General features: G+C 72.6%; 16 protein-coding genes and 2 pseudogenes. 5 read left to right on the top strand and 13 right to left on the bottom strand.

The features are described from left to right. Positions 1-506, bottom strand: a 506-nt coding sequence (locus ECOMGDLI_RS18435) for a DUF6350 family protein (protein WP_198954980.1), incomplete at its 3' end; no start/stop codon positions are given. Positions 507-646: 140 nt separating this feature from the next. Between ECOMGDLI_RS18435 and ECOMGDLI_RS35390 the strand changes: the two genes are divergently transcribed. Further along, positions 647-1,777 carry a hypothetical protein gene (locus ECOMGDLI_RS35390; protein WP_198954979.1) on the top strand — a complete coding sequence of 377 codons (1,131 nt, stop codon included), beginning with the start codon at positions 647-649 and terminating at the stop codon, positions 1,775-1,777. Between the two features lie 99 nt (positions 1,778-1,876). Here ECOMGDLI_RS35390 and ECOMGDLI_RS18425 read toward each other — a convergent pair whose 3' ends face one another. Beyond that, on the bottom strand, positions 1,877-3,481 hold the full coding sequence (locus ECOMGDLI_RS18425; protein ID WP_088318310.1) for an amino acid permease: 1,605 nt from the start codon (positions 3,479-3,481) through the stop codon (positions 1,877-1,879). Between the two features lie 44 nt (positions 3,482-3,525). Further along, the gene (locus ECOMGDLI_RS18420; RefSeq protein ID WP_198954978.1) at positions 3,526-4,479 is read right to left on the bottom strand and encodes a choline/ethanolamine kinase family protein; all 954 of its coding nucleotides are present in this window, start codon (positions 4,477-4,479) and stop codon (positions 3,526-3,528) included. A 214-nt stretch (positions 4,480-4,693) separates the two neighbouring features. Here ECOMGDLI_RS18420 and ECOMGDLI_RS18415 point away from each other — a divergent pair, with 214 nt between their 5' ends. After that, positions 4,694-7,267: an FAD-dependent oxidoreductase gene (locus ECOMGDLI_RS18415; RefSeq protein ID WP_198954977.1), complete on the top strand. Its 2,574-nt coding sequence runs from the start codon at positions 4,694-4,696 to the stop codon at positions 7,265-7,267. Positions 7,268-7,273: 6 nt separating this feature from the next. Here ECOMGDLI_RS18415 and ECOMGDLI_RS18410 read toward each other — a convergent pair whose 3' ends face one another. Beyond that, entirely contained in the window at positions 7,274-7,732 is a 459-nt protein-coding gene (locus ECOMGDLI_RS18410; protein WP_088318308.1) for a GyrI-like domain-containing protein, read from the bottom strand. Between the two features lie 69 nt (positions 7,733-7,801). Continuing rightward, positions 7,802-8,563: a GntR family transcriptional regulator gene (locus ECOMGDLI_RS18405; protein ID WP_088318307.1), complete on the bottom strand. Its 762-nt coding sequence runs from the start codon at positions 8,561-8,563 to the stop codon at positions 7,802-7,804. Positions 8,564-8,763: 200 nt separating this feature from the next. Here ECOMGDLI_RS18405 and ECOMGDLI_RS36880 point away from each other — a divergent pair. Then, positions 8,764-12,134, top strand: a pseudogene (locus tag ECOMGDLI_RS36880) (hypothetical protein); the annotation flags it as partial. Between the two features lie 197 nt (positions 12,135-12,331). Here ECOMGDLI_RS36880 and sucD read toward each other — a convergent pair. From sucD to ECOMGDLI_RS18385, 3 genes are all read right to left on the bottom strand, one after another. Continuing rightward, positions 12,332-13,222 carry a succinate--CoA ligase subunit alpha gene (gene sucD, locus ECOMGDLI_RS18395; RefSeq protein WP_088318305.1) on the bottom strand — a complete coding sequence of 297 codons (891 nt, stop codon included), beginning with the start codon at positions 13,220-13,222 and terminating at the stop codon, positions 12,332-12,334. A 2-nt stretch (positions 13,223-13,224) separates the two neighbouring features. Then, positions 13,225-14,430, bottom strand: coding sequence for an ADP-forming succinate--CoA ligase subunit beta (gene sucC, locus ECOMGDLI_RS18390; protein WP_088318304.1), 1,206 nt, complete (start codon positions 14,428-14,430; stop codon positions 13,225-13,227). A 159-nt stretch (positions 14,431-14,589) separates the two neighbouring features. After that, positions 14,590-14,988 carry a cobalamin B12-binding domain-containing protein gene (locus ECOMGDLI_RS18385; RefSeq protein WP_088287806.1) on the bottom strand — a complete coding sequence of 133 codons (399 nt, stop codon included), beginning with the start codon at positions 14,986-14,988 and terminating at the stop codon, positions 14,590-14,592. Between the two features lie 389 nt (positions 14,989-15,377). Between ECOMGDLI_RS18385 and ECOMGDLI_RS18380 the strand changes: the two genes are divergently transcribed. Then, the gene (locus tag ECOMGDLI_RS18380; RefSeq protein ID WP_088318303.1) at positions 15,378-16,349 is read left to right on the top strand and encodes an alpha/beta fold hydrolase; all 972 of its coding nucleotides are present in this window, start codon (positions 15,378-15,380) and stop codon (positions 16,347-16,349) included. A gap of 25 nt (positions 16,350-16,374) precedes the next feature. Here ECOMGDLI_RS18380 and ECOMGDLI_RS18375 read toward each other — a convergent pair whose 3' ends face one another. The 5 genes from ECOMGDLI_RS18375 to pcrA all read right to left on the bottom strand — a co-directional run bounded on the left by ECOMGDLI_RS18375 (position 16,375) and on the right by pcrA (position 25,372). Next, positions 16,375-17,058 (bottom strand): hypothetical protein, encoded by a 684-nt coding sequence (locus ECOMGDLI_RS18375; RefSeq protein ID WP_088318302.1) that lies wholly within the window; start codon positions 17,056-17,058, stop codon positions 16,375-16,377. Beyond that, a complete protein-coding gene (locus ECOMGDLI_RS18370) occupies positions 17,055-17,405 on the bottom strand; it encodes a PadR family transcriptional regulator (RefSeq protein ID WP_088318301.1) in 351 nt (116 codons plus the stop codon). Before ECOMGDLI_RS18370 ends, ECOMGDLI_RS18375 begins: the two co-directional genes overlap by 4 nt. 131 nt (positions 17,406-17,536) lie before the next feature. After that, positions 17,537-19,783: a PKD domain-containing protein gene (locus ECOMGDLI_RS18365; RefSeq protein ID WP_143447776.1), complete on the bottom strand. Its 2,247-nt coding sequence runs from the start codon at positions 19,781-19,783 to the stop codon at positions 17,537-17,539. A 359-nt stretch (positions 19,784-20,142) separates the two neighbouring features. Then, positions 20,143-22,476 carry a hypothetical protein gene (locus tag ECOMGDLI_RS18360; protein WP_143447775.1) on the bottom strand — a complete coding sequence of 778 codons (2,334 nt, stop codon included), beginning with the start codon at positions 22,474-22,476 and terminating at the stop codon, positions 20,143-20,145. A 361-nt stretch (positions 22,477-22,837) separates the two neighbouring features. Then, positions 22,838-25,372 (bottom strand): DNA helicase PcrA, encoded by a 2,535-nt coding sequence (gene pcrA / locus ECOMGDLI_RS18355; RefSeq protein WP_088318311.1) that lies wholly within the window; start codon positions 25,370-25,372, stop codon positions 22,838-22,840. A gap of 123 nt (positions 25,373-25,495) precedes the next feature. Between pcrA and ECOMGDLI_RS18350 the strand changes: the two are divergent. Further along, positions 25,496-25,718: pseudogene (locus tag ECOMGDLI_RS18350) on the top strand (alpha/beta hydrolase); the annotation flags it as partial.

Here is a 25,718-nt window from a genome sequence, read left to right as displayed (position 1 = left end):
TCCCGGCGCTCCTCGCCGCCCGGGTCCGGCCGGGCGGCCGGCTGGCCCGCCGCGACGGCGACCAGCGCCGCGATCGCCGCGTACACGGCGACGAACACCGCTCCGGCGAGCACCGGGGGGCGGGTCGGCGCCGACCTGGTCGCACCGGCCTCGATCCGGTCGCCGAGCGGGTCGAGGACCCGGGCCATCCGGCGGGACGCGGTGACGAGCGCCGCGCCGGTGACGGCGAGCAGACCCAGCGGGGCGAAGGACACCTGCCCGCCGGGGACCGCGAGCGGGACGTGCTGGCCGAGCAGCCAGAGGTCGGCGCCGAGCCGGAGCACCGCCGTCCAGGGCGCCCGGTCGGCGGTGGCCGACAACCAGGTGAGGACCGCCGGCACGAGCACGACCAGCAGGGAGGCGCCCGCGGCCTGGACGGCCGCGAGCGCGGCGGCCGTCGGTGCAGCGGGGCGGTCGTCTGAGGGGGGCGGCCGCAGCGCCCCCGCGGCGCGGTCGAGGATCGTCATCCCGTCCATCGTCAGCCACCCGGCCCGGGGCGGCCCGCAGACGCGCCGGGAGGCACGCAGGCCGAGTTGACGCCCTCCCCCACCGACGGTGGACGATGTGCGCCGCACGTCGACCATGAGTCGACCACGAGAGGCGGACGATGGACGACGACCGTTTCGGCGGCCAGGCCCCGGGCCACCCGGCGCAGGGCGGCCGCCCCCGCCCCCAGCAGCCGGGCGGCTACCCGACGCAGGCGTACCCCCAGCAGGGCGGGTACCCCCAGCAGGGCGGCTATCCGGACCAGGGCGGCTACGCCCAGCAGGGCGGGTATCCCCAGCCTGGCGGCTACCCGAACCAGGGCGGGTATCCCCAGCAGGGCGGCTACCCCCAGCAGGGCGGGTACCCGAACCAAGGCGGCTACCCGCAGCAGGGCGGCTACCCGCAGCAGGGCGGCTACCCGGAGCAGGGCGGCTACCCGGACCAGGGCGGCTACCCCCAGCAGGGCGGGTACCCGGACCAGGGCGGCTACGGCGACCAGGGCGGTTTCCCCGACCCGGGCGCCGGCCTGCTCGGCCGGCCTCCCGGTGACCCCGCCTGGGACCTCGGCGGTCGCGGGGGCGCCCCCGAGCCGCCGCGCGGCGGCGGCGGTCCGAGCCGCCGGGTCGTCGTCACGACGATGGTCGTCACGGTGCTGCTCGCCGTCCTCGCGGGCGGCGTCTACGGGCTGCTGCGGCCGTCGAAGACGGTGACGACGACCCCCGTGGCGTCCGGGTCGTCGTCGGCCGCCCCGGCGACGACAGCGGACGCGCCCGCCACCCCGAAGGCGACGAAGACCACGAAGTCGCCGACGAAGACGGCCACCCCGACGCCCCGGGAGACGGCCTACGTCGACGACCCGACGACCACGGCAGGCATGGACTTCGGCCTGCTCAAGGAGGTCGAGCAGACCGCGAGCGGGTACACGATCACGGTGGACCGCGCGTCGTTCGTCACCGGCGCCAAGGCGCAGGAGTACTACGCGCAGCACCCCGACGAGGAGCCGCTCGACTACGCGGTCGTCAACACCAACCCCAAGCTGCGGACCTTCACGCTGACGAAGGACGCCGTGATCTACGCCCAGTTCGCGCTCGGCGACGGTGACGGGGTGAAGACCCAGCCGATCACCGCGGACCAGTTCTACGAGAAGGCGGTCGGCATCGTCTCGACCGGCGACAGCCTCCTGCTGTGGCTGCGGCACACGCAGGCCCCGGACGGCCCGGTCTACTACGTCGCCGAGCAGTTCACGCCCTGACGGCGGCCGCCTGCCCGAGGACGCCCGGAACGACGGACGGCGCCGCTCCCCTGCCGGGGAGCGGCGCCGTCCGCGTGGTGCGGGGCCTGCCGGACGACCTCAGGCGTCGTGCTCGCCGGTGAGGTAGCCCTTGTGCTCGTGCTCGAGCTTGATCTCGTCGGCGGACGAGACACCGGCCGGCAGGTCGATCGTCATCTTCGGGCCCGTGTACCAGTTCTTCGCGGACACGTGCCAGCCGATCCACAGCGCGATCAGGGCGCCTCCGGTGAGGATCGGGGCGTAGTTGACGAACTTCCAGGAGAAGTCCGGGTTGCCGGGGATGGCTGCCGGCGTGAACGGGAGCACGAAGTACACCGAGATGACGGCGATCTCGATCACCGCCACGAGGTTCATCCACTTGTACTTCTGACCGTTGTTCCACGGACCGGCCTGCCAGGAGTCACCGGCCTTCCAGCGCAGCCAGATCGGGATGAGGAAGGCCAGGTAGAGCCCGATGACCGCGACGGAGACGACGGCGTAGAAGGCGACCGGCACCGGGGCACCGTTGATGTCGACCTCGACGAGCGCCGGCAGGGTGATGACGATGGAGATCAGCGCCGAGACGATGACGGCGTTGGCCGGCACCTTGTTCGCGTTGACCTTCGACCAGAGCCGGGACCCCGGGACCGCACCGTCACGGCTGAAGGCGAACATCATGCGCGAGCAGGACGTGAGGCACGACGTCGTGCAGAAGAACTGGCCGGCCGTGGCGATGAGCAGGACGGTGCCTGCCCAGCCGCTGGACAGGGCGGAGGTGAAGATGGCTCCCACGAACCCGCCCGCGTCGGTGACCTCCTGCGGGTCCTGCACGGCGAAGAGGAACGACAGCAGGATGATCCAGCCGCCGATCGCCGAGTAGAAGATCGACTGCCAGATCCCCTTGGCGGCCTCGTTCGCCGCGCCCTGGGTCTCCTCGGAGAGGTGGGCGGACGCGTCGTAGCCGGTGATCGTGTACTGGGTCAGGAGAAAGCCCAGCGGCAGCACGAGAAACCAGTACTTGCTGTCCGCGTAGCCGGAGTTGTTGATCCGCTCCGTGAAGACGAAGCTCATGCTCTGGTGCTTCTCCGGCAGGAAGACGAGGATCAGCACGACGGCGGACGCCCCGGCAACGTGCCACCAGACCGAGATGTTGTTGATGATCGCCATGAGGTGGCCGCTGAAGACGTTGAGCAGTCCGGACAGCAGCAGGATGCCGAGGAAGATGAGGAACACCCGCGTGAGGGAGTACCCGTCGGCCCAGCTCGTGCTGTAGGTGCTCAGCGTCGCATCCAGGAACGTCGCGCAGCCGTACGCGACCGACGCGACGACGGCCAGGAGGCCGATGAGGTTGAGCCAACCGGTGTAGTAGCCGGCCTTGGCGCCGCCGAGCTTGCTCGCCCACCAGTAGATGCCGCCCGAAGTCGGGTACGCCGACACGAGCTCCGACATCGTGAAGCCGATGATGAGGATGAAGGCCGAGATGATCGGCCAGCCCCACGAGATCGCGACGGGACCACCGTTGTTCCACGCCTGACCGAACGTCGTGAAGCAGCCGGCCAGGATGGAGATGATCGAGAACGAGATGGCGAAGTTGGAGAAACCGGACCAGTTCCGGTTGAGTTCCTGCTTGTAGCCGAGCTCGGCGAGCCGGCGCTCGTCGTCGTTGAGCTTGGACAGGTCTGCCATGGAGATCCTCCTGGGGAGAACGGTTCTCGCGGATTGTGACTCGCTCAGTCGGGTGCGGCGGCCTCCTCGAGCAGTCGGGCGAAGTCCGGGCCGTCGAACTCCGCGACGGCTCGCTCGTACTTCTCCATCCCCCATGACCAGAAGTCGAAGTCCAGCGTGCTGGCGCCGTCCTGGATCGAGGCCCAGAGCGTCCAGCCGTACTTCGAGGCGAGGCCGAGCAACCGGGCCCGGGCGACGAGCGCCGCGGAGGCCCGGCCGTAGTAGGCGGTTACGAGCTCGTCGAGCGCCTCGACGGGCAGCGTCGACTCGCTCCAGATGTTGCCGAGCTCGAAGCAGGCGTCGTTGTTGCCGCCGTACTCGTAGTCGATGATCCAGACCTGGCGGCCGTCGTCGACGAAGTTCTCGGCGAGCAGGTCGTTGTTGCACGGCACGGTTGCGGTGGCCCGGACGGCGAGCGCGCGCCGCATGTCGTCGAAGGCCGGCAGGAAGTCGAGGTAGCGCGGCGGCAGCCGGAACCCCTTCTCCCGCACGACGTCGAGGTAGCCGCGCTGGACGGCGAACATGTCGAAGTCGTTGCCGAACCGCGGCCCGGAGTGCAGCAGCCGGCAGGCGGCCGCGATCCGCGGGAGGTTCGCCGCGACGTCCGCGGGCGAGTAGGTGCGGCCGACGACCCAGCGCACGACGAGCACCCCCGCCGCCGGCTCGTAGCCGAGCACCGCCGGCGCGGCACCGCTCACCGCCGCGGCGACGCTGTTGAGGTGCTCTGCGGCGCGGTCGATGGCGAGCAGCGCGCTGTCCTGCGTGGCGATCCGGGCGATCGCGTCGCCGTCCGGCAGGTGCACGCGCACGTTGACGTTCGTCAGGCCGCCGGAGACGCGTTCCCAGCCCGTCCGGCCCTGCAGGCACCCGACGGCGTCGAGCACGCGCTCGACGACGGCGTCGTCCGCGAGCGTGCTCGCAGAACGTCCCGCCCGTACGTCACGGTCTGCCGATGCCACCCGGACTCCCTGGAGGTGCGGCCCGGCGCGCGGGCCCGGGCACCCGGACGCCTGCCTCGCCGGGAGCCTGTGGGCGGATGCTAGGGGCTGGCCCCCCTTAGGGTCTAGACCTCAGATGTCGTGGGCGCTGCGGGCCGGTGACGCTCGCGTGACGGGGCGGGCCACCTCGCATTCGGTCTATACCTGAATCGCGACGGCTGGCTACCGTTGGCGCATGAGCGATCCGGCCGGTCTGCCCTCGTCCGCACGTGTCGTCGTCATCGGCGGCGGGGTCGGCGGCGCGAGCGTCGCCTACCACCTCGCGCAGGCCGGTGAGCGCGACGTCCTGCTCCTCGAGCGGGCCGACCTCACGAGCGGCTCGACGTTCCACTCCGCCGGCCTCGTCGGCGTGCTCCGCGCGGACCCGACGCTCACCCGGATGAACATGCACTCGGCGGCGCTCTACGCGCGGCTCCAGGCCGGCGACCACCCGCCGGGCTGGGTGCCGAGCGGCGGCCTGAAGCTCGCGTCGTCCCCGGAGCGGCTCGAGGAGATCCGCCGCCAGGTGAGCTGGGCGAAGACCTACGGCCTCGGCCTGGAGGAGATCTCGGTCGCCGAGGCCGTCGACCTGTTCCCGCTCATGGATCCCACGGGGGTCGTGGGCGCCGCCTGGCTGCCGGAGGACGGCTGGGTCGACCCGTCGTCCCTGTGCCTGTCGCTCGTCGCCGGCGCCCGGGCCGGCGGGGTCGAGGTCCGCACCCGCACCCGGGTGACCGGCATCGACACCGTGACGCTGCCGGGCGGGCGGCGCCGGGTCTCCCGGGTGCGTACCGACCGCGGAGACGTCGAGTGCGAGGTCGTCGTCGACTGCGGCGGCATGTTCGCCGCGCAGATCGCGCGGATGGTCGGCGTCCGGGTGCCGCTCGTGCCGATGGCGCACCAGTACATCGTCACCGAGCCGCTGCTCACCGAGCGGCTCGGCCCGCGGGAGAAGCCGCTGCCGACGCTGCGCGACCCGGACTGGCTCGTCTACTGGCGGCAGGAGGTCGACGGGCTGCTCATGGGCGGCTACGAGCGCGACCCCGCGCCCTGGACGGCGTCCGCGACGTCCTTCGACGACGTGCCCGCCGACTTCAACGGCCGGCTGCTCCCGGAGGACTGGGACCGCTTCGAGCAGATCGCCGAGAACAGCCGGGTCCGGGTGCCGGCGATGGACGACGTCGGCGTCCGCAAGCTCATCAACGGGCCCGAGGCGTTCACACCCGACAACGAGTTCTGCCTCGGCGAGAGCGAGGTCGGCGGGTTCTTCGTCGCGGCCGGGTTCTGCGCGCACGGGATCGCCGGCGCGGGCGGCATCGGTCAGGTCATGGCGGAGTGGGTGCTCGAGGGCTCGCCCTCGCTCGACGTGTGGCACATGGACATCCGCCGCTTCGGGCCCGCGTACGACTCGCCGTCGTACACCCTGGCCCGCACCGTCGAGACGTACGCGACGTACTACGACATCGCCTACCCGCACCGGGACCGCACCGCGGGGCGGCCGCTGCGCACCTCCCCCGCGTTCGAGTGGCACACGGCCCACGGCGCGCACCTCGGCGAGAAGGCCGGCTGGGAGCGGGTCGACTGGTACGAGGCGAACGCCGCCGCCGGCGAGGCACTGCTCGCCGCGGCGGGCGGCGTCGACGCCGTCCGCCCGCGCACCTGGGCCGGTCGCTCGTGGTCCCCCGCGATCGCGGCGGAGCACCACGGCGCCCGGACGGCGGCCGCGCTCTTCGACGAGACGTCGTTCGCCAAGCTCTCGGTCACCGGACCGGACGCCGCCCGGCTCCTCGAGCGGGTCAGCGCCGGCCGGGTCGACCGGGCCGTCGGGTCGGTGACGTACACCCAGTGGCTCAACCACCGCGGCGGCATCGAGGCGGACGTCACCGTGACCCGCACCGCGGACGACGCGTTCGTCGTCGTCACCGGCACGGCCTTCGGCCTGCACGACCTGTCCTGGCTGCGCCGCCGGGCCGACGACCTCACGGCCGAGGGCGCCGGGACCGGTCGCGACGGCCGGCTCGACGCCCGGATCGAGGACGTCACCGGGCAGTACGTCTGCTACGGCCTGTGGGGCCCGAAGGCGCGTGAGGTGCTCGGCCCGCTCACCCCGCAGTCGTTGTCCAACAAGGACTTCCCGTTCCTGTCGGCCCGCACGACGACCGTCGGCGACGTGCCGGTGCGGCTCGTCCGGGTGACGTTCGTCGGCGAGCTCGGCTGGGAGGTCTACGCCTCGAGCGAGTACGGCGCGGCGCTGTGGCGCACGCTGTGGGAGGCCGGCCGGCCGCACGGCCTCGTCGCCGCCGGCTACCGGGCGATCGACTCGCTGCGGCTGGAGAAGGGCTACCGGGTCTGGGCCGGCGACCTGACGCCGGAGACGACCCCGGACGAGGCCGGGCTCTCGTTCGCGGTGAAGCTCGACAAGCCCGGCGGGTTCGTCGGCGCCGACGCGCTGCGGGCCGCACGCGCCGCGGGCGGCCCGGCGCGCGCGCTCGCCTGCGTGACGCTCGACGACCCGCGGGCCGTCGCCGTCGGGAGCGAGCCGGTCCGGGTCGTCGACGGACCGCATGCCGGCGAGGTCGCGGGCCGGGTCACCTCGGCCGGCTACGGCTGGACCGTGGGCGCGTCGATCCTCTACTCGTACCTGCCGGCCGCGGCCGCCGTGCCCGGCACCCGGGTCGAGGTGGACCTGTTCGGCGAGTGGGTGGGCGGCACGGTCGCGGACGGCGTGCTGCACGACCCCACGTCGTCCCGGGTGCGCGCGGACGGCTGAGGGCGGTCAGGAGACCGGCCACACCACCGTGGTGCGCCAGGTCGCGGGGTCGGGCTCGGCCGCCGGGTCGCTGAGGTAGTACTCCCACATCCCGGACGCGGGCTGGTGACCCCCGGCCCGGACCGCCCCGAGGACGTCCTCGTACGTGTCCCCGAGCGTCTCGTACGGGCCGACGTGCGTCGCCTCGGCCGCGTGCCCGGCCGGCAGCACGCTCGGCACCACGGTGCCCGACGGCTCGATCGGCGCCCGGACCGGGAACCCGGCCTCGACGTCGACCCACTCGGTGGGCATCCCGTGGTAGTAGGCGAACGGCGGGCCGGCGGGCGCGCTGCCCCGGCTCTCGAGCGCCCGCGCCACGGCACCGAAGGCGGCGCCGAAGAACGCCTTGAGGTCGCCCACCCGGACCCGGTCGCGGACCACTGCGGTGGGCTGCTCGACGAGATCGACGAAACGGACGTCAGTCATCGCTCCATGGTGCTCCGGCGGTGGACCGGTGCACAGAGGCGAAGGTCGCAGCCGCCGCGGTCACGGCGGCTACCCGGGCGCCACCTCGCTGCGCACGTGCAGCCGCACCCGGTCGGTGCGGAACAGGTCGTGCGCGTGCTCGACGGCAAGCCCGGCGGCGGTGAACGCCGTCCGCTCGACACGCAGGAGCGGGCGCCCCACGGCGACGTCGAGCAGCGCGGCGGCCTCGGCGTCGGCCGCGACCGGGTCGACGAACTCCTCAGCGGTGGCCGGGGCGTGGCCGAACTCCTTGTGCAGCAAGGCGTAGAGCGATCCGGTGAGCCGGTGGTCGAGCAGCCCGGGCAGCACCCCGGCGGGGAACCACGAGCGCTCGAGGGCGACCGGGCGGCGCTGCGCCGACCGCACCCGGGCCACCTCGTGCACCGTCTCCCCGCGCGCCAGCGAGAGCGCCGCGGCGACGTCCGGCGGCGCGGGCACGGTGCGGGCGACGACGACCCGGGCCCCGGCGCGCACGTGCGCCCGGCGCAGCTCGGCGGTGAAGCCCGCCCAGCCGGTGAGCTCGACGTCGATCCGCGGCTCCGCGACGAACGTGCCGCCCTGCCGGCCGGGGCGGCGCGTGATGACGCCGCGGGCCTCGAGCCGGCCGAGCGCCTGGCGCAGCGTCATCCGGCTCACCCCGATCCGGGCGGCGAGCTCGGCCTCGGGCGGCAGCCGGTCCCCGGCACCGAGCTCGCGCCGTCCGATCGCCGCGACGAGCCACCGCTCGATCTCGACGTGCGCCGGCGCCGCCCCGGTCAGCGCGGGCGCCCTCGGGACCCGCGCTCCGCTCATCGGCGCCCCTCCCGCTCATGCTCTCGCCGGGTACCGGAAACAGGCCGTCACGAGGCCTCGAACGGTACCCATCGTGAGCATGAGCGGCTAGGGGTGGAGCGCGTCCGGACGACGCCCGCTGAGCACGTGGACCATATGAACATCACGTCAACTCCGGCGGAGGTCCCGGCCCCGGCCGGTGCCCGCGCCGACAATGATGTGTGCCCCAGAGTCAGAACGCCGCCATCAACATCCGTCTGGCCCAGCTCGGCCTGCCCCTCCCCGAGGGTTTCGAGAGCACCGAGGCCGCGCGCCTCTCCCGCCCGATCCTCGCCCGCCAGCGCGAGCTCAGCCGCCGGCTCGCCGACCGGCTGTGCGCCGCGGACGGCCGGATCCAGGCCTTCCTCGACGACTACCTCGCCGACACCGGTGAGCAGCCCCGGCTGCCGCGCCGCACGCTCGTCCTCGACGAGCCCGGCCTGGCCCGCGACCTGTCCCTGCCGTTCGACGGCGACAGCTTCATCTCGCCGCTGCTGAGCAGCTACCGCCTCGCCAACGGCGTGCTGCACAACCCCGTCAACGACCGGCGGACGACGGCGGGCGTCTTCCACGTCGCCGAGGGCGGCCTGACCGTCCCGGACGACAAGATCGCCGTGCCCAAGCTCGCGTACGCCCGGCTCCTGGCCCGTGCGTTCGAGGCCCCCGAGGTCGACAAGGTCCTGCCGTACACGGCGAACCAGCCCGAGCCCGCGGCCTGCTTCGTCTCGCTGCACCTGCGGCCGCTCGTCTCGCCGGCGGTCCCCGGCTCGGTGCGCGAGAAGCGGATGGAGACCCGGTTCATCGTGCCCGGCGGCCTCGTCGCCAACCTCGACTTCGTCGAGGGCATCTTCGGCAACGGCGGCGACCCGTACCTGCCCGAGAACGACGCCTCGCTCGCCCCGGAGACGTGGACGGGACACACCGGCTGCGTCATCCTCGCCCCGCACCTCACCCGGGTCACGAAGAAGGAGCTCGGGCTGCCGCACGTCGCCGACGCGACCGACCGGCAGCGGCGCGACGGCATGTGCTGGGAGCAGGACGACGAGCTCTACAACGGCGGCAAGGCCTTCAAGATCTGCGCCCGGGACGCCCGCGGCGTCATCGTCACGGTCATCGCCGACACCTACTTCGGCTACTGCAAGAAGGAGATCAAGACCCAGATCTCCTACTCCGCCAACCTGTTCGGCAACGCCGAGGAGGAGCACGCGGGCGGTGCGCTCGTGTTCGCCAGCTACAACCTCGGCCAGGACTACACCGAGACCACGTGCGGCACGGACTACGTGCTCGCCGACGTGCTGGCCCGCGACCCGGAGCGCTTCGTCGTCCAGCCGCAGGGGCACGCGCTCGACCTGCAGCAGCCGCACATCGTGCTCGTGCCGGGCGGCGCGCACTACTCGCTCGGCACCATGACGGTGACGTGGACCGACCCCGGCGACCCCGACGGCTCGAGCCGGTCGATCCCGCTGCGCGCCGACAAGGCGTACCTGAGCCCGAACGGCTACCGCGTCGAGGTCGCCCAGGAGCCCCACGACCGCACGGTCTGGAGCCTCATCGGCACCGCACCGACGGCGACGTCGTGCCACAAGCCGGCCACGGTCTCCGGCGGCGGCAAGTCGGAGATCTCCAAGGCCATCACCGACGCGTTCATCCCCGGTTCCGCGTTCGTCGCGAACTTCGAGGCGGACATGGACTCGGTCGCGGCGATCCTCGACCGGGACTTCTCCAAGCGCTTCCTCGACCCGGCGCGCAACGACGTCGACTTCCGGTCGATCCTGTCGCAGGAGCGCTCCATCGGCTCCGTCATCAAGCTGCTCACCCCGTCGCGGTCGGAGTACCGGCCCGACTACAACGCCTGGCTCGAGCGGATCCCGCCGTACGTCAAGGAGCTCGTGTACGTCGTCAAGCGCTCCTACCGCCCCGACTGGGGCGACGACTGGCGCAGCCACTTCAGCGTCGCGGCGCTCGACGGGCGACCGGGCAACTCCCTGCGGCTCGACGGCGCCAAGGTCACCGTGAACATGCTGCGGGTCGGCTACAACACCGACGGGTCGTGGCGGCTGTTCAGCCTGCGGCACGACTTCGCGCCCGCGGTGAAGGTGCAGACCCAGGACGACATCACCGCCTCGACGGTGGTCCCCGGCAGCATGCTCGGCCTGGACCCGGCGCGGTCGTACAAGCTCGTCGAGAACTGCGAGGACCTGCTCTTCCAGCGCCCGGACGACGCCATCCACCGCGGCTACGACAAGCAGGCCGAGCGCGACATCGCCGGCGGCGGCACGTTCCTGTCGAACTTCGCGCCGCTGACCCGGGACGACGCCGTCGCCATGCAGGACGACGCCGTGGCGTTCAGCGCCTTCACCGAGCCGATGGCCACGATGATCAGCGACTTCGCCGAGACGCCCGAGGGGGCCGGCCCGACGTTCTTCGTCACGTCGGCGAACCCGCGGATCGTCGACGGCAAGCCGTCGAAGAACCCGCGCTACCTCCAGCAGCGCCCGGACCGGACGAACGCCCGGGCCACCGCGGTCGCGGACCTGTCCGCCCGGCTCGTGCGCCGGGTGCCGTCGGGCGCACCGCTGCTGCAGCCGGTCGACGTCGTCGCGGCGGGACGGCGGAACAACCCGCCGGACGTCGGGGTGCCGCCGCTGTGCGCGTACGGCCCGCTGCACTGGATGGAGCTCCCCGAGCTCTTCATGGAGTTCATCTCGTCGATGACCGGCAAGTCGCCGTCGACGACCGGGGCCGGCTCCGAGGGCGCGCTCACCAAGGGCCCGTTCAACGCGATGCCGGCCGTCATCGACCTCAACGCGTCGCTGCTGTCCTACGTGCTCACCGGGCACGACGGCTGGGTCTCCGCGGCCGGGTACGTCGGGCCGCGCGTGCGCGTCGACCACGACTTCTCGCTGCTCGTGCCGGAGCTGTTCTCCCGGATGACCCCGGCCGAGCGGGACGCGCGGCGGCTCCTCGAGGAGGGGGCGCTGGAGAAGCTCACGGACTTCGAGCACGAGGGCGTCCACGTCGCCGCGAGCCGGCTCGGCTACCGGATGACCGACCGGCTCGCCACGAAGTACTTCGGCCGGATCTTCCTGCACCCGGACGTCATCTTCACCCCGGAGATGCTGCGCCCCGAGCTGCAGGACGTCGGCGTCTTCGCCGAGTCGGTCGCGACGATCGTCATGACGCACGAGCGGGTGGCGCGGGCGTACTTCAAGGACGGCACCGTGGACCTCGCCGTGCCGCCGCTGCGGGCCCTGCTGGAGATCATGGCCGACGGGCACAGCGCGGAGGGCTGGGGCCTGGAGTCGCCCGAGTTCCGTGCCCTGTTCACCCGCGAGTCGGTCCTCGCCTCGGACTGGTACGCCCGGCGCCTCGACGCCAAGGCGGCCGCGGCCGCGGCCCGCGCGGGCGCCGGTCTCGCGGCGATCGAGAAGTTCGTCTCCACCCCGGGCAACGAGGAGCCGACGGCGCGTCTCGACATGCCGGCCCGGGTCGAGGCGGCCCGTGCCGAGGCGGCCCGCCTGGCGAGCCCGGAGTTCCGCGAGCATGAGCGGGGNGCCCGGGTCGAGGCGGCCCGTGCCGAGGCGGCCCGCCTGGCGAGCCCGGAGTTCCGCGAGCAGCTCGTCGGCACCGCGGGCAGCGCCCCGCTGGGCTGACCCGCCGACCCCGTCATGCTCGCGGCGGGTACCGTTCCGAGCCCCGGGAGGGGCCGTGATCGGTACCCGCCGCGAGCATGAGCGGGGTGGTGCGGGGTCAGGCGAGCTGGGCCATGACCTCGCGCATGAGGCGGGCGGTCTCGGACGGGGTCTTGCCGACCTTCACGCCCGCGGCCTCGAGGGCCTCCTTCTTCGCCTGCGCGGTGCCCGAGGAGCCGGAGACGATGGCGCCGGCGTGGCCCATCGTCTTGCCCTCGGGGGCGGTGAAGCCGGCGACGTAGCCGACGACCGGCTTCGTCACGTGCTCCTTGATGTACGCCGCCGCGCGCTCCTCGGCGTCGCCGCCGATCTCGCCGATCATGACGATCGCCTTGGTCTCGTCGTCCTTCTCGAACGCCTCGAGGCAGTCGATGTGCGTCGTCCCGATGACCGGGTCGCCGCCGATGCCGACGTTCGTCGAGAAGCCGATGTCCCGCAGCTCGTACATGAGCTGGTAGGTCAGCGTGCCGGACTTGCTCACCAGGCCGATCGGGCCGTGCTTGGTGATGTTCGCCGGGATGATGCCGACGTTCGAGCGGCCGGGCGTGATGAGGCCGGGGCAGTTCGGGCCGATGATGCGCGTCGTGCCCTTGTTCTTGGCGTACTGGAAGAAGTCCGCCGTGTCGTGCACCGGGACGCCCTCGGTGATGACGACGACGAGCGGCACGCCCGCGTCGATCGCCTCGTAGACGGCCGACTTCGTGCCCTTGGCCGGCACGAAGATGACCGAGACGTCGGCACCGGTCTGCGACACGGCCTCCTGCACGGAGTCGAAGACCGGCTTGACCACCCGGTCGTTGAACTCCTGGCCCTTGCCGCCCTTGCCGGGCGTGACGCCGGCGACGATGTTCGTGCCCGAGTTGATCATCCGCTGGGTGTGCTTGCGGCCCTCGGAGCCGGTCATGCCCTGGACGATGACCTTGCTGTCGTGGTTGAGCCAGATCGACATGCTCAGGCCCCCTGTCCCTGGCCGGAGGCGGCCAGCTCGGCCGCCGCGCGGGCAGCACCGTCCATGGTGTCCTCGCGGGTGATGGCGCCCGCGGGCAGGGTCTTCGCGAAGTCGTCGAGGATCTCCTGGCCGAGCTCGGCGTTGTTGCCGTCGAGCCGGACGACGAGCGGCTTGGTCACCGGGGTGCCGTTCTCCTCGAGGATCTTGAAGGCCTGGAGGATGCCGTTGGCCACCGCGTCGCACGCGGTGATGCCGCCGAAGACGTTGACGAACACGCTCTTGACCTGCGCGTCGCCGAGGATGATCTCGAGCCCGTTCGCCATGACCTCGGCGCTCGCACCGCCGCCGATGTCGAGGAAGTTCGCGGGCTTGACGCCGCCGAACTCCTCGCCGGCGTACGCGACGACGTCGAGCGTGCTCATGACGAGCCCCGCGCCGTTGCCGATGATGCCGACCTCGCCGTCGAGCTTGACGTAGTTGAGGCCCTTCTCCTTGGCCGCCTGCTCCAGCGGGTCCGCCGCCGCGACGTCCTCGAGGGCCGCGTGGTCGGGGTGCCGGAAGCCGGCGTTCCCGTCGAGCGTGACCTTGCCGTCGAGCGCGATGATCGCGCCGTCCTCGGTCTTCACGAGCGGGTTGACCTCGACGAGCGTCGCGTCCTCGGCCTGGAAGACGCCCCAGAGCTTGACGACGACGTCCGCGACCGCGGCCTTGACGTCGTCCGCGAAGCCCGCCGCGTCGACGATCTCGGCGGCCTTCGCCGCGTCGATGCCGGTGATCGCGTCGACCGGGATCCTCGCGAGGGCGTCCGGGCGCTCGACCGCGAGCTGCTCGATCTCCATGCCGCCCTCCTTGGACGCCATGGCGAGGTACGTGCGGTTGGCCCGGTCGAGGAGCACCGAGAAGTAGTACTCCTCGGCGATCTTCGCGCCCTGGGCCACCATGACGCGGTGGACCGTGTGGCCCTTGATGTCCATCCCGAGGATCTCGCCGGCCTTGGCGGCGGCCTCCTCGGGGCTGTGCGCGAGCTTGACGCCGCCGGCCTTGCCGCGGCCGCCGGTCTTCACCTGGGCCTTGACGACGACGGTGCCGCCGCCGATCGCCTCGGCGCCTGCGCGCGCTTCTTCGGGGGTGGTGGCGACCACGGCGTCAAGCACCGGGACGCCGTGGGCGGCGAACATGTCGCGCGCCTGGTACTCGAACAGGTCCACGTGCCGTCCTCAACGTCGGGGCCGGGAGGGTCGAGGAAACCCTAGCCCCACACAAGGGACGATCTTCGCGTGGTCGGCGTGTGCCCGATCACGTGGCGCCGATCGGCGCCGGACGGCGGGACGAACGGCGGGCCGTGCGCGTCGGACGGTCCGGACGCGTCAGACGGTCTGGCCGACGTTCGCCCGCACCCACTCGACGATGTCGCGCATCGACGCGCCGGGGGTGAAGACCTTGGCGACGCCGATCCGCTCGAGCTCGGGGATGTCGGCCTCGGGGATGATCCCGCCGCCGAAGACGACGATGTCGGCCGCGTCGCGCTCGCGCAGCAGCTCGACGACCCGCTGGAAGAGCGTGAGGTGCGCGCCGGAGAGCACGGACAGGCCCACGGCGTCGGCGTCCTCCTGGACGGCCGCGTCGACGATCTGCTCGGGGGTCTGGTGGAGGCCGGTGTAGACGACCTCCATGCCGGCGTCGCGCAGCGCCCGGGCGACGACCTTCGCACCACGGTCGTGCCCGTCGAGGCCGGGCTTGGCGACGACGATCCGGACGGGCGCCATGGCTTCCTCCTGAGTGACGTGCGGGCGTGGTCGCAGGGTAGACCAGCCCTGCGGGCGCGCCCCTGGGACGGCGGTCCCCGTCGCCGCGTCACGGGGACCGCCGGGGCGGCCGCGCGCGTGTCCCGGCGCCGGGACGGACGGCTCCCCGCGGGCGGCCCGAACGGGTCACGCGGCGCCGTTCGCCTCAGGATCGGGCCGTCTCGTCCGATGAAGTCGGCCAAACCGGGTGATCCTGCCCGGGGTGGGAGGCCCGGTCACCCGGCGTCACGGGTGCTCGGACGGCGGTTCGCCAGCGTGGGGTCTGGCGCGTGGCCGACCTCACACCGCACACTGCGAAAACCGGTGTCGCGCAGGCGCTGCGGGCACCGGACGGCGGACGAGGAGGTCCGATGGCGGCACGACGCGGGCGGGGCCCCGGCACCCCCGGTTCCGTCGCGCTCGCCGCCGTCCCGGCCCCGGCCGCCCCCGGGTGGTCGACGTCCGGCCCGCAGGCCTCCGTCCGGCACACCGTGCGGGCCCTCGCGGGCGGCCTCGGGGCGCTGCTCACCCCGCACGGCCTGCGCGGCGTGGCCCTGGAGGCGTCCTGGGGCGCCGCGCACCTCGCGATGTACCCGTGGGGCCTGCTCCGGGAGCGGCCGCGCGACCACGACCACTACCACCTCGGCGGTCTCGACCCGGCGGCCCGCGGCATGGTCGTCGGGGACGTCGAGGCGGCCGGGACGCCGATCCTGCTCATCCACGGGATGGTCGACAACCGGGCGATCTTCACCGTGCTGCGGCGCCGGCTGCGCCGCCGCGGCTTCCGCCGGGTGGTGTCCCTCAACTACTCGCCGATGACGAACGACGTCCGGCTCGCGGCACGCGACCTGTCCGGCGCCGTCGAGGAGCTCGTCGCGCGGACCGGCTACGAGCGGATCCACGTCGTCGGGCACAGCCTGGGCGGGCTCATCGCGCGCTACTACGTGCAGCGGCTCGGCGGCGACGAGCGGGTCCACACCCTCGTGACCCTCGGGACGCCGCACGAGGGCACGCTGCCCGCGCGCCTCGTGCCGGTCGAGCTGTGCCGCCAGCTCTCCCCCGGCAGCGACTTCTACGCCGAGCTCGCCGAGCCGGCCCCCGGCTGCCGCACCCGGTTCGTCGCCTACTGGTCCGACCTCGACCAGATGATCCTGCCCCACGAGAACGGCCGCCTCGAGCACCCGGACCTCGCCGTCCGCAACGTCCTCGTCCGGGGCCGGGGCCACATGTCGATCCCCATCGACGGGGACGTCGTCCACGGCATCTCGACGCTGCTCGGCCAGCTCGACCCGGACGGGACGACGCTGCACGCCGGGGTCACGCCGATCGCCGCGGGCCGCTGACGCCGCACCGGCGGCCGCCGGCGGCTCACGCCGGGACGGCGGACCGGCGGTGCAGCAGCCGCCACGGCTGCGCGACGAGGACGAACGCGACGAGGGCGACGACGAGGCAGGCGGGCCCGAAGTCGGTGCCGACGGAGAAGCCCTCGCCCACCTCCTCGTACTGCACGCCCATCCCCGGGACGAGCGTCACCGCGACGTCCACCCGCGGCACCCCGGCCGCCTGCGCGGTGTCGGCGACGACGGTGGCGAGGAAGACCTGCACCATGAGGAACACCTCGAGGGCCACGAAGCCCGCGGCCACGCCGTAGCCCCAGCGCGGCCCCCTGCGCTCGGGGACGCTGTCGAACGCGAGCGTGCGCAGCGGCCCGACGGCGGCGATCGCCTCCTTGGCCCCGACCCGCTGCGTCGCCTCCCAGAGGTTGGCCCGCAGCTCCGCGCGCAGCTCGCGGCGGCGGCGCCCGGTGACGCCCCGCAGGGACAGCCAGAAGTCGTAGCTGCTCACCGCTTCGCCGACCCGGATCTTGTCGACGAACCGGCCGCCGCGCAGCTCCCAGGGCCGGGCGATCGCCAGGACGGTGCCCGCGATCGCGGTGAGGACGACGGCGACGAAGACGAGGTCCGCGACGGTGCCGCCGATCTCGACGCTGCCGGACGTCGCGTCCGCCGCGGTCGCGGCGAGGGCGGAGAGGGCGGTGAGGGCGGTGCTCATGTCGGAACCTCCTGGGTGCGCACGGAATCGGTACGGACGGCGGCCACGGCGACGACGAGCGCGTCCCAGGCCTGGCGTGCCCGTACCCGCTCGGCGGCCCCCGCGGCCGTCGGCGTGTAGTACTTGCGGGCCGGCCCCGAGGCCGACCGGACGAGGCGGGCCTCGAGCAGGCCCTGCGACTCCAGCCGGGAGAGCGCCGGGTAGACCGTGCCCTCCGCGAGCTCCGGGAAGCCGAGGCCCTGGAGCCGGACGACGAGCGCGTACCCGTAGTCCTCCTGCTGGGCGCACAGCTCGAGCAGGAGCAGCGAGAGCACCCCTTTGAGCATCTGCGGATCGTGACCGGCCATGTTCTGAGGTTATGCCCAGTACTTGGCTTTGTCTAGTACTAGACGATGTTCAGCGCGAGGGTGGTTCGACAAAGGCCGGCAGGCCCGGCCCCCTCGCGGGGACCGGGCCTGCCGGGTGGAGCGGGACGACCTCAGAGGCGGGTGAAGTTCCCCGTGGCCTTGCCACCGAGCTTCGACTCGACGGTGACCGTTCCGTTGACGCCCGGACGCATGTTCGACGGCGTGTTCTTCAACCGGAAGTCGTAACCGCAGACCCCCAGGTCACCCGCCGGCGTCGTGCTCCCGAGCTTCACCCTCGTCGTCGGCCCGGTGTTCCAGTAGACGTCGACGGTGTTGTTCGCGGAGCAGTACTGCGCGGTCCCGCGGACACGCCACTCCGTGCCACCGGTCTTGTAGGTGGCGGAGTCGACAGTCACGTCGTCGATGTCACTGGTCACCGTGACCGTGTCCGTGGAGGCGACCGAACCCGACGCGCCCGTCGCGGTGAGCGTGAACGTCCACGAGCCGTCGACCGCTGTCACCGGGACCGTGAAGGTCGGGTTCGCAGTGTTCGCCCCGTTCAGGGTGACCCCGGTCGGAGCGGTCCAGGCGTATCCCGTGGTGAACACGGAACCACTGCCGTTGAGCGTGACCACACTCGTCGGGACGACGAAGTTCTGGTCGGGCCCCGCGTTGGCGACCGGGTTCTCCGCGTCGTCCGGCACCGAGAACGTGAACGTCGTCGTGCTGGTGTTGCCCGACCCGGGTCCGGTGACGATCAGCTGCACGGTGTACTCGCCACCATGTGTCGGGGTGAAGCTCGTCGACGGGCCGGAGGCGGACGTCAGTGCGCCCGGCCCTCCACTGATCGACCAGGCGTAGCTGGTGATCGTGCCCTGCGACTGGATCGCGTCGAAGGTGATCGTCTGGCCGATCGAGACGTCCTCCGTGGTGCTCGGCGTGATGGCTGCGACGACCTCGGCGGAGGCGAACTCCTCTCCGGTGACCACGACGTCCTCGCTGTCGGAGCCCTGCTTGTCGGAGGTCACGGTGACGTCGAGCGGCGGAGCGTCCACCCCTGTCACCGTCCAGTTCCAGGAGGACGAGGAGATGGACGGCTCGACCCCCGGGAAGCCTGCGAGAACCAGGGCGGCGGCGCCGTCACCGGAGTCGGCGCTGACCTTCAGCTCCCTCGTGTCACCGTCCCAGGTCGCACCGGTGATGTGGACCTTGTCGCCGAGCATCTCCGGCTCGATCTTGTCCACCGTGTCCGGGGTGTCAGTGGTGTTGGCGACCTGCAGGTCCGCGGGGATGGCACCGGTGACGAGGACGCGGGCGAAGTACCCGCCCTTGCCGTCCGCACGCATCTTCGTCTGCGACACGTCGGTGCCCGTGACCAGGAGCGTCTGGCCCACCTCGGACGTCGCGTAGATGTCGACGTACTTGGTGCCGGACGTCTGCGCGTCACGGAAGTTCACCTTCGTGACCTGGACGCCGGCGCGGGTCGAGATCTTGCCCTGGACGAAGAACTGCTTCGTCTCGATGCAGTCGTCCGTCGCCGCGCCGCCGGCCCCGCCCAGATCGGCGTCGGCGCACAGGTCGGCCGAGCCGGTGAACGATCCCGCCGGACCCTCGATGCGGAAGACGTTCTGGTCCGGGCCGTAGGGGCTGCCCACGACCGCGTGGCCGACGGTGACGTCACCGAGGTAGCCGGCCGGAGCGGCCGGTGCGACGTTCGGGTCCCACTTGAGGAACGGGCCGGGGCGGCTGCCGAGCGTGGTGTCGAAGACGCCGTCCCAGACGAGGCTCCCGATGTCCTCGGTGACGTTGATGCCCTTCACGGCACCCGCCTCCGCGACCGCGGTGTCCGTGCCGTACGGGTGCGTGACCGTGTAGGTCGCGTCGTCGATGAGCCCGGCGGCCCGCACCCGGATCCGGCCGAAGCTGACCTGCTGCTTCTCGGCCGGCAGGCCGTCGGCCGAGCCGAAGGCCGCCTCGACCGCGGTGACGAGCAGCGCCTTCTCACCACCACCTGCGTCGAGCGACGCCTCGGCCGAGGACCAGAACGCCTCGTCCGGGAAGTTGTCCGGGAACTCCACCGGCTGCGTCGGGTCCGGGACGTCGCCCATGATGCAGTAAGGGTCGCTCGGGTCGAGGCACAGCTCGAGGCGGACGTTGTTCGTGTCCTTGTACCAGAGCGGGAAGCCGTTGGCCTCGTCGATCGGGCCGACCTGCTTGAGGCCGACGGTGTTGTCCAGGTGGGCCGGCGGCGGGGTCACGGCGTAGGCCGCGACGACGCCCGAGCCGGCGAGCGCGAGCACCGCGCCGGCCGCCACGAGCGACCGTCGCCGGGCGCCCGCGGGTACGCGGCGCAGCGAGAAGGTGGGCAGCAAGGTCATGGAGGTGGTCCCCGTTCGGAGGGTGGCGGTCTGGCCGGGCGGGACCACGCGTCCCGACCGGCGGCCGTCGCCCCGGCCGTGCTCCACCCTGCGACCTCCGGCGGGGTCACGGACCCGCCGAACGGTGGAGAAACGGGCTGCCGATAGGGCATGGGACCTGCGACTACTCCGTGTGGCCCATCATGTGGTGGGCTCATCAGGGGGATACATCCCGACACTATGCGTGACTTCATGCAAGCGAACTAACGCGATCCGCAGCAAGAGGGCACGGAGCGTGGTGTCCGGTCCGGTAGAAGCCGCACGCGCGACGGCCCGGCACCCCGAGCGGGTACCGGGCCGTCGTGCGTCCGGCGGGTGGCTCAGCGCGCGGAGAACACCTGCCGGTCGAGCAGGCCACCGAGCCTCGACCGGACGGTGATCGTCCCGTCGCCGCCGTTGACCGCCCGCTTGCCCGCCGGGGCGTTCCGGAGCCGGAAGTCCCAGCCGCAGACCCCGGCCGCCGCTACGGGGACGACGCTGCCGAGCTCCACCTGCGGCCCGTTCGGCGGGTTGTAGTACACGGTCACGAGGTTCTTCTGGCCGCAGTACGTCGAGTCCCCGCGGACCCGCCACTCGTTCGAGCTCGTCCGCCACTGGGCCGAGACCAGCGTGAGCCCGTCGGGGGCGCTCGTCACCGTGACGCCGTCCGGGGCCGACGAGACCCCGTTGTCGGTGACGACCAGGCTGAGCACGACCGTCACCGGGGCCGTCGGGTCCGGGGCGAGCGGCAGGACGAACGACGGGGTCGCCGTCGTCGCACCGGTGAGCGCCGGGACGGGCGTCCCCTGCGGGGCGACCGTGTCGACCGCCCACTGGTACGTCGCGCCGGCCGGGGTGGACGCCGCGCCGTCGAGCGTCACCGTCGACAGCGGCTCGACGAGCGTGCGGTCGGGGCCGGCCTTCGCGATCGGCACCACCTGCGGGTCGGTCACCTGGAAGGTGATCGACGCCGTGTCGGAGTTCCCGCTGCCCGGCCCGGTGAGGGTCAGGGACACCGTGAACGTGCCGGTCTCGGTCGGGGTGAACGTCCGGGTCGGGCCGGTACCGGTGAGCAGCGCGGAGACGTCGACGTTGCCGGAGTTCTTCAGCGCCTTCCACTCCGCGGTGACGACGTCGCCGGTCGAGGCGGCGCTGTCGACGACGACGCCCTCGCCGAGCCGCAGCGACGTCTTCGGCGCGGTGATCACCGCGTCGACCGCGGTCGGCACGTTGACCCCGCCGACGACGAGGACGTCGTCCGTGTCGAGACCGCCCTTGTCGGAGCGGACGACGACCTCGGCCGGCGGCGCCGGGAGCGCGTCGACGGTGAACGTGTGGACGTTGTCACCACCGACGGCCAGCGTCGCGCCCGGCTGCCCGACGAGGCTCAGGTGTGCCCCGGGACCGCCGGACGCCGCCACCACCGTCAGGGTCTGCGCCGTCGCGTCGTACACCGCGCTCGAGACGTGGACGGCGTCCCCGATCTCGTCGGCGTTCAGCGAGCTCGTCGTGTCGGGGGTGTCGGACACGTTGGTCAGCGTGATGGCCGGGACGCCACCGGCACCGACCTTGATCCGCGCGAAGTACTCGCCGGCGGACGAGCCGCGCATCGTGGTCGTCGCCAGGCCGCTGCCGCCGACCGTCAGGGTCTGACCGGGCTCGGAGGTCGCGAAGACGTCCAGGTAGAGGTCCCCGCCGGACTCGGTGTACGACGCCTTGGTGATCTGTGCGCCGATCTTCGTCGCGATCTTGCCCTGCACGGTGAACAGGTCGGACTCGACGCAGTCGTCCCGGGTCTGGTCACTGGCGCCGAGCGTGATGTCGGCGCACTGGTCGGGCGACGCCGGGAACGAGCCGGCCGGACCCTCGATGCGGAAGACGTTGGTGCCGTAGGGGCTTCCGGTGACCTTGTGCGGGACGGCCGGGTCGCCGAGGTAGCCGTCGGGGGCGGCCGGGGCGTCGTCCGTCCACTTCAGGAACGGTGCCGGTCGGCTCGCGAGCGTCTGGTCGAAGACACCGTCCCAGACGAGGTTGCCGACGTCCTCGGTGACGTTGACGCCGCGCACGGCATCCTCGGCGACGTGGGTGTCCACGCCGTACGGGTGCGTGACCTTGTACGTGGCGCCCGCCGTCAGGCCCTCGATGCGCGTGCGGATCCGGCCGAAGCTGATCTGCTGCTTCGGGGCAGGAAGGCCGTCCGCGCTGCCGAAGGCGGCCTCGACGGCCGTCACGAGCAGGGCGTCGTTGCCACCGCCCAGGTCGATGGCGGAGTCACCGACCGACCAGAACGCCTCGTCGGGGAAGTTCGTCGGGAAGACCACCGGGTCACCGGGGTTCGGCAGGTCGCCCATGATGCAGTACTGGTCGTCGGGGTCCGTGCACAGCTCGAGCCGGACGCCGTTCGTGTCCTTGTACCAGATGGGGAACCCGTTGGCCGGGTCGATCGGGCCGACCTTCGCCAGCCCCTTCGTGCCCCCGTCGTGCGCGGGCGGCGGCGCGAGGGCACCGGCTGCGGCCATCCCGGAACCGACGAGCGCGGCCACCGCGAGGGCGGCCGTGGTGCGGCGGCGGCCGGACGGCGCACCGGGCGCAGGGACGGCGGACAGCAGGAGGCGGCGGTGCCGGCGGTCGTGGACGGCGCGCATCAGGCGCGCTCGCAGGTCAGCGTTTCGCATGTCAGTAGCTCCCCGAGTGGATCGCGCGAAGGCCGGACACCTCGCAGCCCCGTGCCACAACGACGGAGAGTCGCCTTCGCTCGACCCCCTGCATCCAGGGTGGTCACCGACGGTGCCGGTCGGGCACCTCCGGACGGAGGATAAGAGACCCCTAAATCAGGGGGGTCACGGATCCGGGGAACGGTGGATCCCGCCAGTGAATGATGACGCGATGTCACAGTAAATCGGGGCGCAACGACGACCCCGGGCGAGCCCTCGCGTCAAGGGAATGTCAAGTCTGAGGCACACCGAAGAGCCGACCAACCGGCCGGATGACTACCTAGGGTGACGGAGCGCGGGTGAACCTCACACCGCGTAGGAGTCAGAGCTTCTCGACGGGCGCGTACCGCAGGAGCAGCCGCTTGACGCCCTGGTCGCGGAAGTCGACCTTCGCGACGGTCTTGTCCCCCGTGCCCTCGACCTCGACGACCGTCCCCATGCCGAACGTGTCGTGGGTGACCCGGTCCCCCGGCTCGAGGTGGACGATCTCCCGGTTGCCCGGCGACCGGACGCCGGGCCGCTCGGCGAGCCGGGCGACGGCGGGCGTGGACGACGGCCGCATCATCGTCGAGTCGGAGCGGCGCCAGTCGAGCAGGTCGCGCGGCACCTCCTCGAGGAAGCGGCTCGCCGGGTTGTAGCTCGGCTGCCCCCACGCGCTGCGGACCGCGGCCCGGGACACGTAGAGCCGTTCCCGGGCCCGGGTGATCCCGACGTAGGCGAGGCGCCGCTCCTCGGCGAGCTCGGCGGGGTCGCCGAGCGAGCGCATGTGCGGGAACGTGCCGTCCTCGAGGCCGGTGAGGAAGACGACCGGGAACTCCAGGCCCTTCGCGGTGTGCAGCGTCATGAGCGTGACGACGCCCTGGTCGACCTGGGGGGCGCCGTCCTGCCGCTCCGCGCCGTCCGCCACGGCCTCGTCCGGCACCTCGTCGGAGTCGGCGACGAGCGAGACCTGCTCGAGGAAGTCCGTCAGGGAGCCCTGCGGGTTCGCCGCCTCGTACTCCTGCGCCACGGCGACGAGCTCGGCGAGGTTCTCGATCCGCGACTCGTCCTGCGGGTCGTGGCTCGCGCGCAGCTCCGCGAGGTAGCCGGTCTGCTCGAGCACGGCCTCGAGCACCGTCGCCGGCCCCGAACCGGCCTCGACGAGGGTGCGCAGCTCGTCGACGAGGGAGTTGAAGCCCTGGATGCACGTGAGCGACCGGGTCGCGATGCCCGGCGCCTCGTCGGCACGCACGAGCGCGGCGTTGAAGGAGATCCGCTCCCGGTCGGCGAGCGCCGCGACGCAGGCCTCGGCCCGGTCGCCGATGCCGCGCTTGGGCACGTTGAGGATCCGCCGCAGGTTGACGGCGTCGTCCGGGTTCGCGAGCACCCGCAGGTAGGCGAGGGCGTCCTTGACCTCGCGGCGCTCGTAGAACCTGGTGCCGCCGACGACCTTGTACGGCAGGCCGACCCGGACGAACACCTCCTCGAGGGCGCGGGACTGCGCGTTCGTCCGGTAGAAGACGGCGACGTCCCCGGGCCGGACGCCCTCGGTGTCGGTGAGCCGGTCGATCTCCTCGGCGATGAAGGACGCCTCGTCGTGCTCGTGGTCGGCGACGTAGCCGATGATCTTCGCCCCGGCGCCGGCGCTGGTCCACAGCCGCTTCGGCTTGCGGTCGGGGTTGCGCTCGATGACGGCGTTGGCGGCCGTGAGGATCGTCTGCGTCGAGCGGTAGTTCTGCTCGAGCATGATCGTGCGCGCGCTCGGGTAGTCGTTCTCGAACTCGGCGATGTTGCGGATCGTCGCGCCGCGGAAGGCGTAGATCGACTGGTCGGCGTCGCCGACGACGGTGAGCTCGGCCGGCGGGACCTCCTCCGGGGGCAGCTCGGACGCCGTCCGCGAGCCGTCGGGCCGCACCGGCTCGCCGTCCGCGGTGAACCGCTCGGCCCGCTCGCTCTCGCGCATGACCTGGGACAGCGACCCGCCGACGAGCTCACGGACGAGCACGTACTGGGCGTGGTTGGTGTCCTGGTACTCGTCGACGAGGACGTGGCGGAACCGCCGCCGGTAGTAGGCGGCGACGTCCGGGAAGGCCTGGAGGATGTTGACGGTCGTCATGATGAGGTCGTCGAAGTCCATGGCGTTCGCCTGGCGCAGCCGCTGCTGGTACGCCGTGTACGCCTGGGCGAGGACCTTCTCGGTGCCGGGCCCGTCGGACGCCGTCGCCGCGTAGGTCTCCTCGTCGACGAGCTCGTTCTTCAGGTTGCTCACCTGGTGGCTGAACGAGCGCGGCGGGAACCGCTTCGGGTCGAGGTCCAGCTCGCGGCACACGAGGGACATGAGCCGCTGGCTGTCCGCCGCGTCGTAGATCGAGAAGTTGCTCCGCAGGCCGACCCGGGTCGCCTCCCGGCGCAGGATCCGCACGCACGCCGAGTGGAACGTCGAGACCCACATCGTCGCCGCGCGCGGGCCGACGAGGGCCGCGACCCGCTCGCGCATCTCGGCCGCGGCCTTGTTCGTGAAGGTGATCGCGAGCACCTGCCCCGGCCGGACGCCGCGCGCCGCGAGCAGGTAGGCGATCCGGTGGGTGAGCACCCGGGTCTTGCCCGAGCCGGCGCCGGCGACGATGAGCAGCGGCGACCCGGCGTGCAGGACGGCCTCGCGCTGCTGCGGGTTGAGCCCGTCGAGCAGCTCCTCGGCGCGCTTGGCCCCCGGGGACGGCGCGGACGACGGCCCGTCGTCCCCCGGCTCGACCGGCACGAGTCCCGGCAGCGGGTGCGCCCCGCGCACCGCGGCGACGGGCGCGCCGGAGCCGCCGCGGACCGAGGGCGCGGAGTCGCCGAGGCCGGGCAGAGGCAGGTCGTCGAAGAGCGTGCTCACCGGTTCCACCCTACGGCGCCGACCGGACAGGTGTTCGGATCGTCCACAGGTCGGTCGACGCGTCGTCCGCAGCCCGCCCCGACCGCCTCCCCCGGGTCCGCCCCGAGGGATACGGTCTGCCGCATGACGGACGACGTGACCCAGCGGATGGTCGAGCTCGAGGACGGCGGCGTCCTCGAGGTGCACCTCGCGAACTGGTCGAGCACCCCGGACGACGCCCCGGTCGCCGTCGACCTGCACGGCACGCCGTCCTGGGGCCGGCCCGCCGGGACGACGCGGGCGGCCGCCGCGGCCCGCGGGGTCCGGCTCGTCTCCCCCACCCGCGCCGGCTACAGCTCGTCCTCCC

The organism is Kineosporia sp. R_H_3 (genome assembly GCF_002198675.1).
In the GTDB taxonomy this organism is placed as follows: Bacteria; Actinomycetota; Actinomycetes; order Actinomycetales; family Kineosporiaceae; genus R-H-3.
Note: the sequence above shows the minus strand (reverse complement) of the source record. Positions and strands in the feature narration are given on the sequence as shown.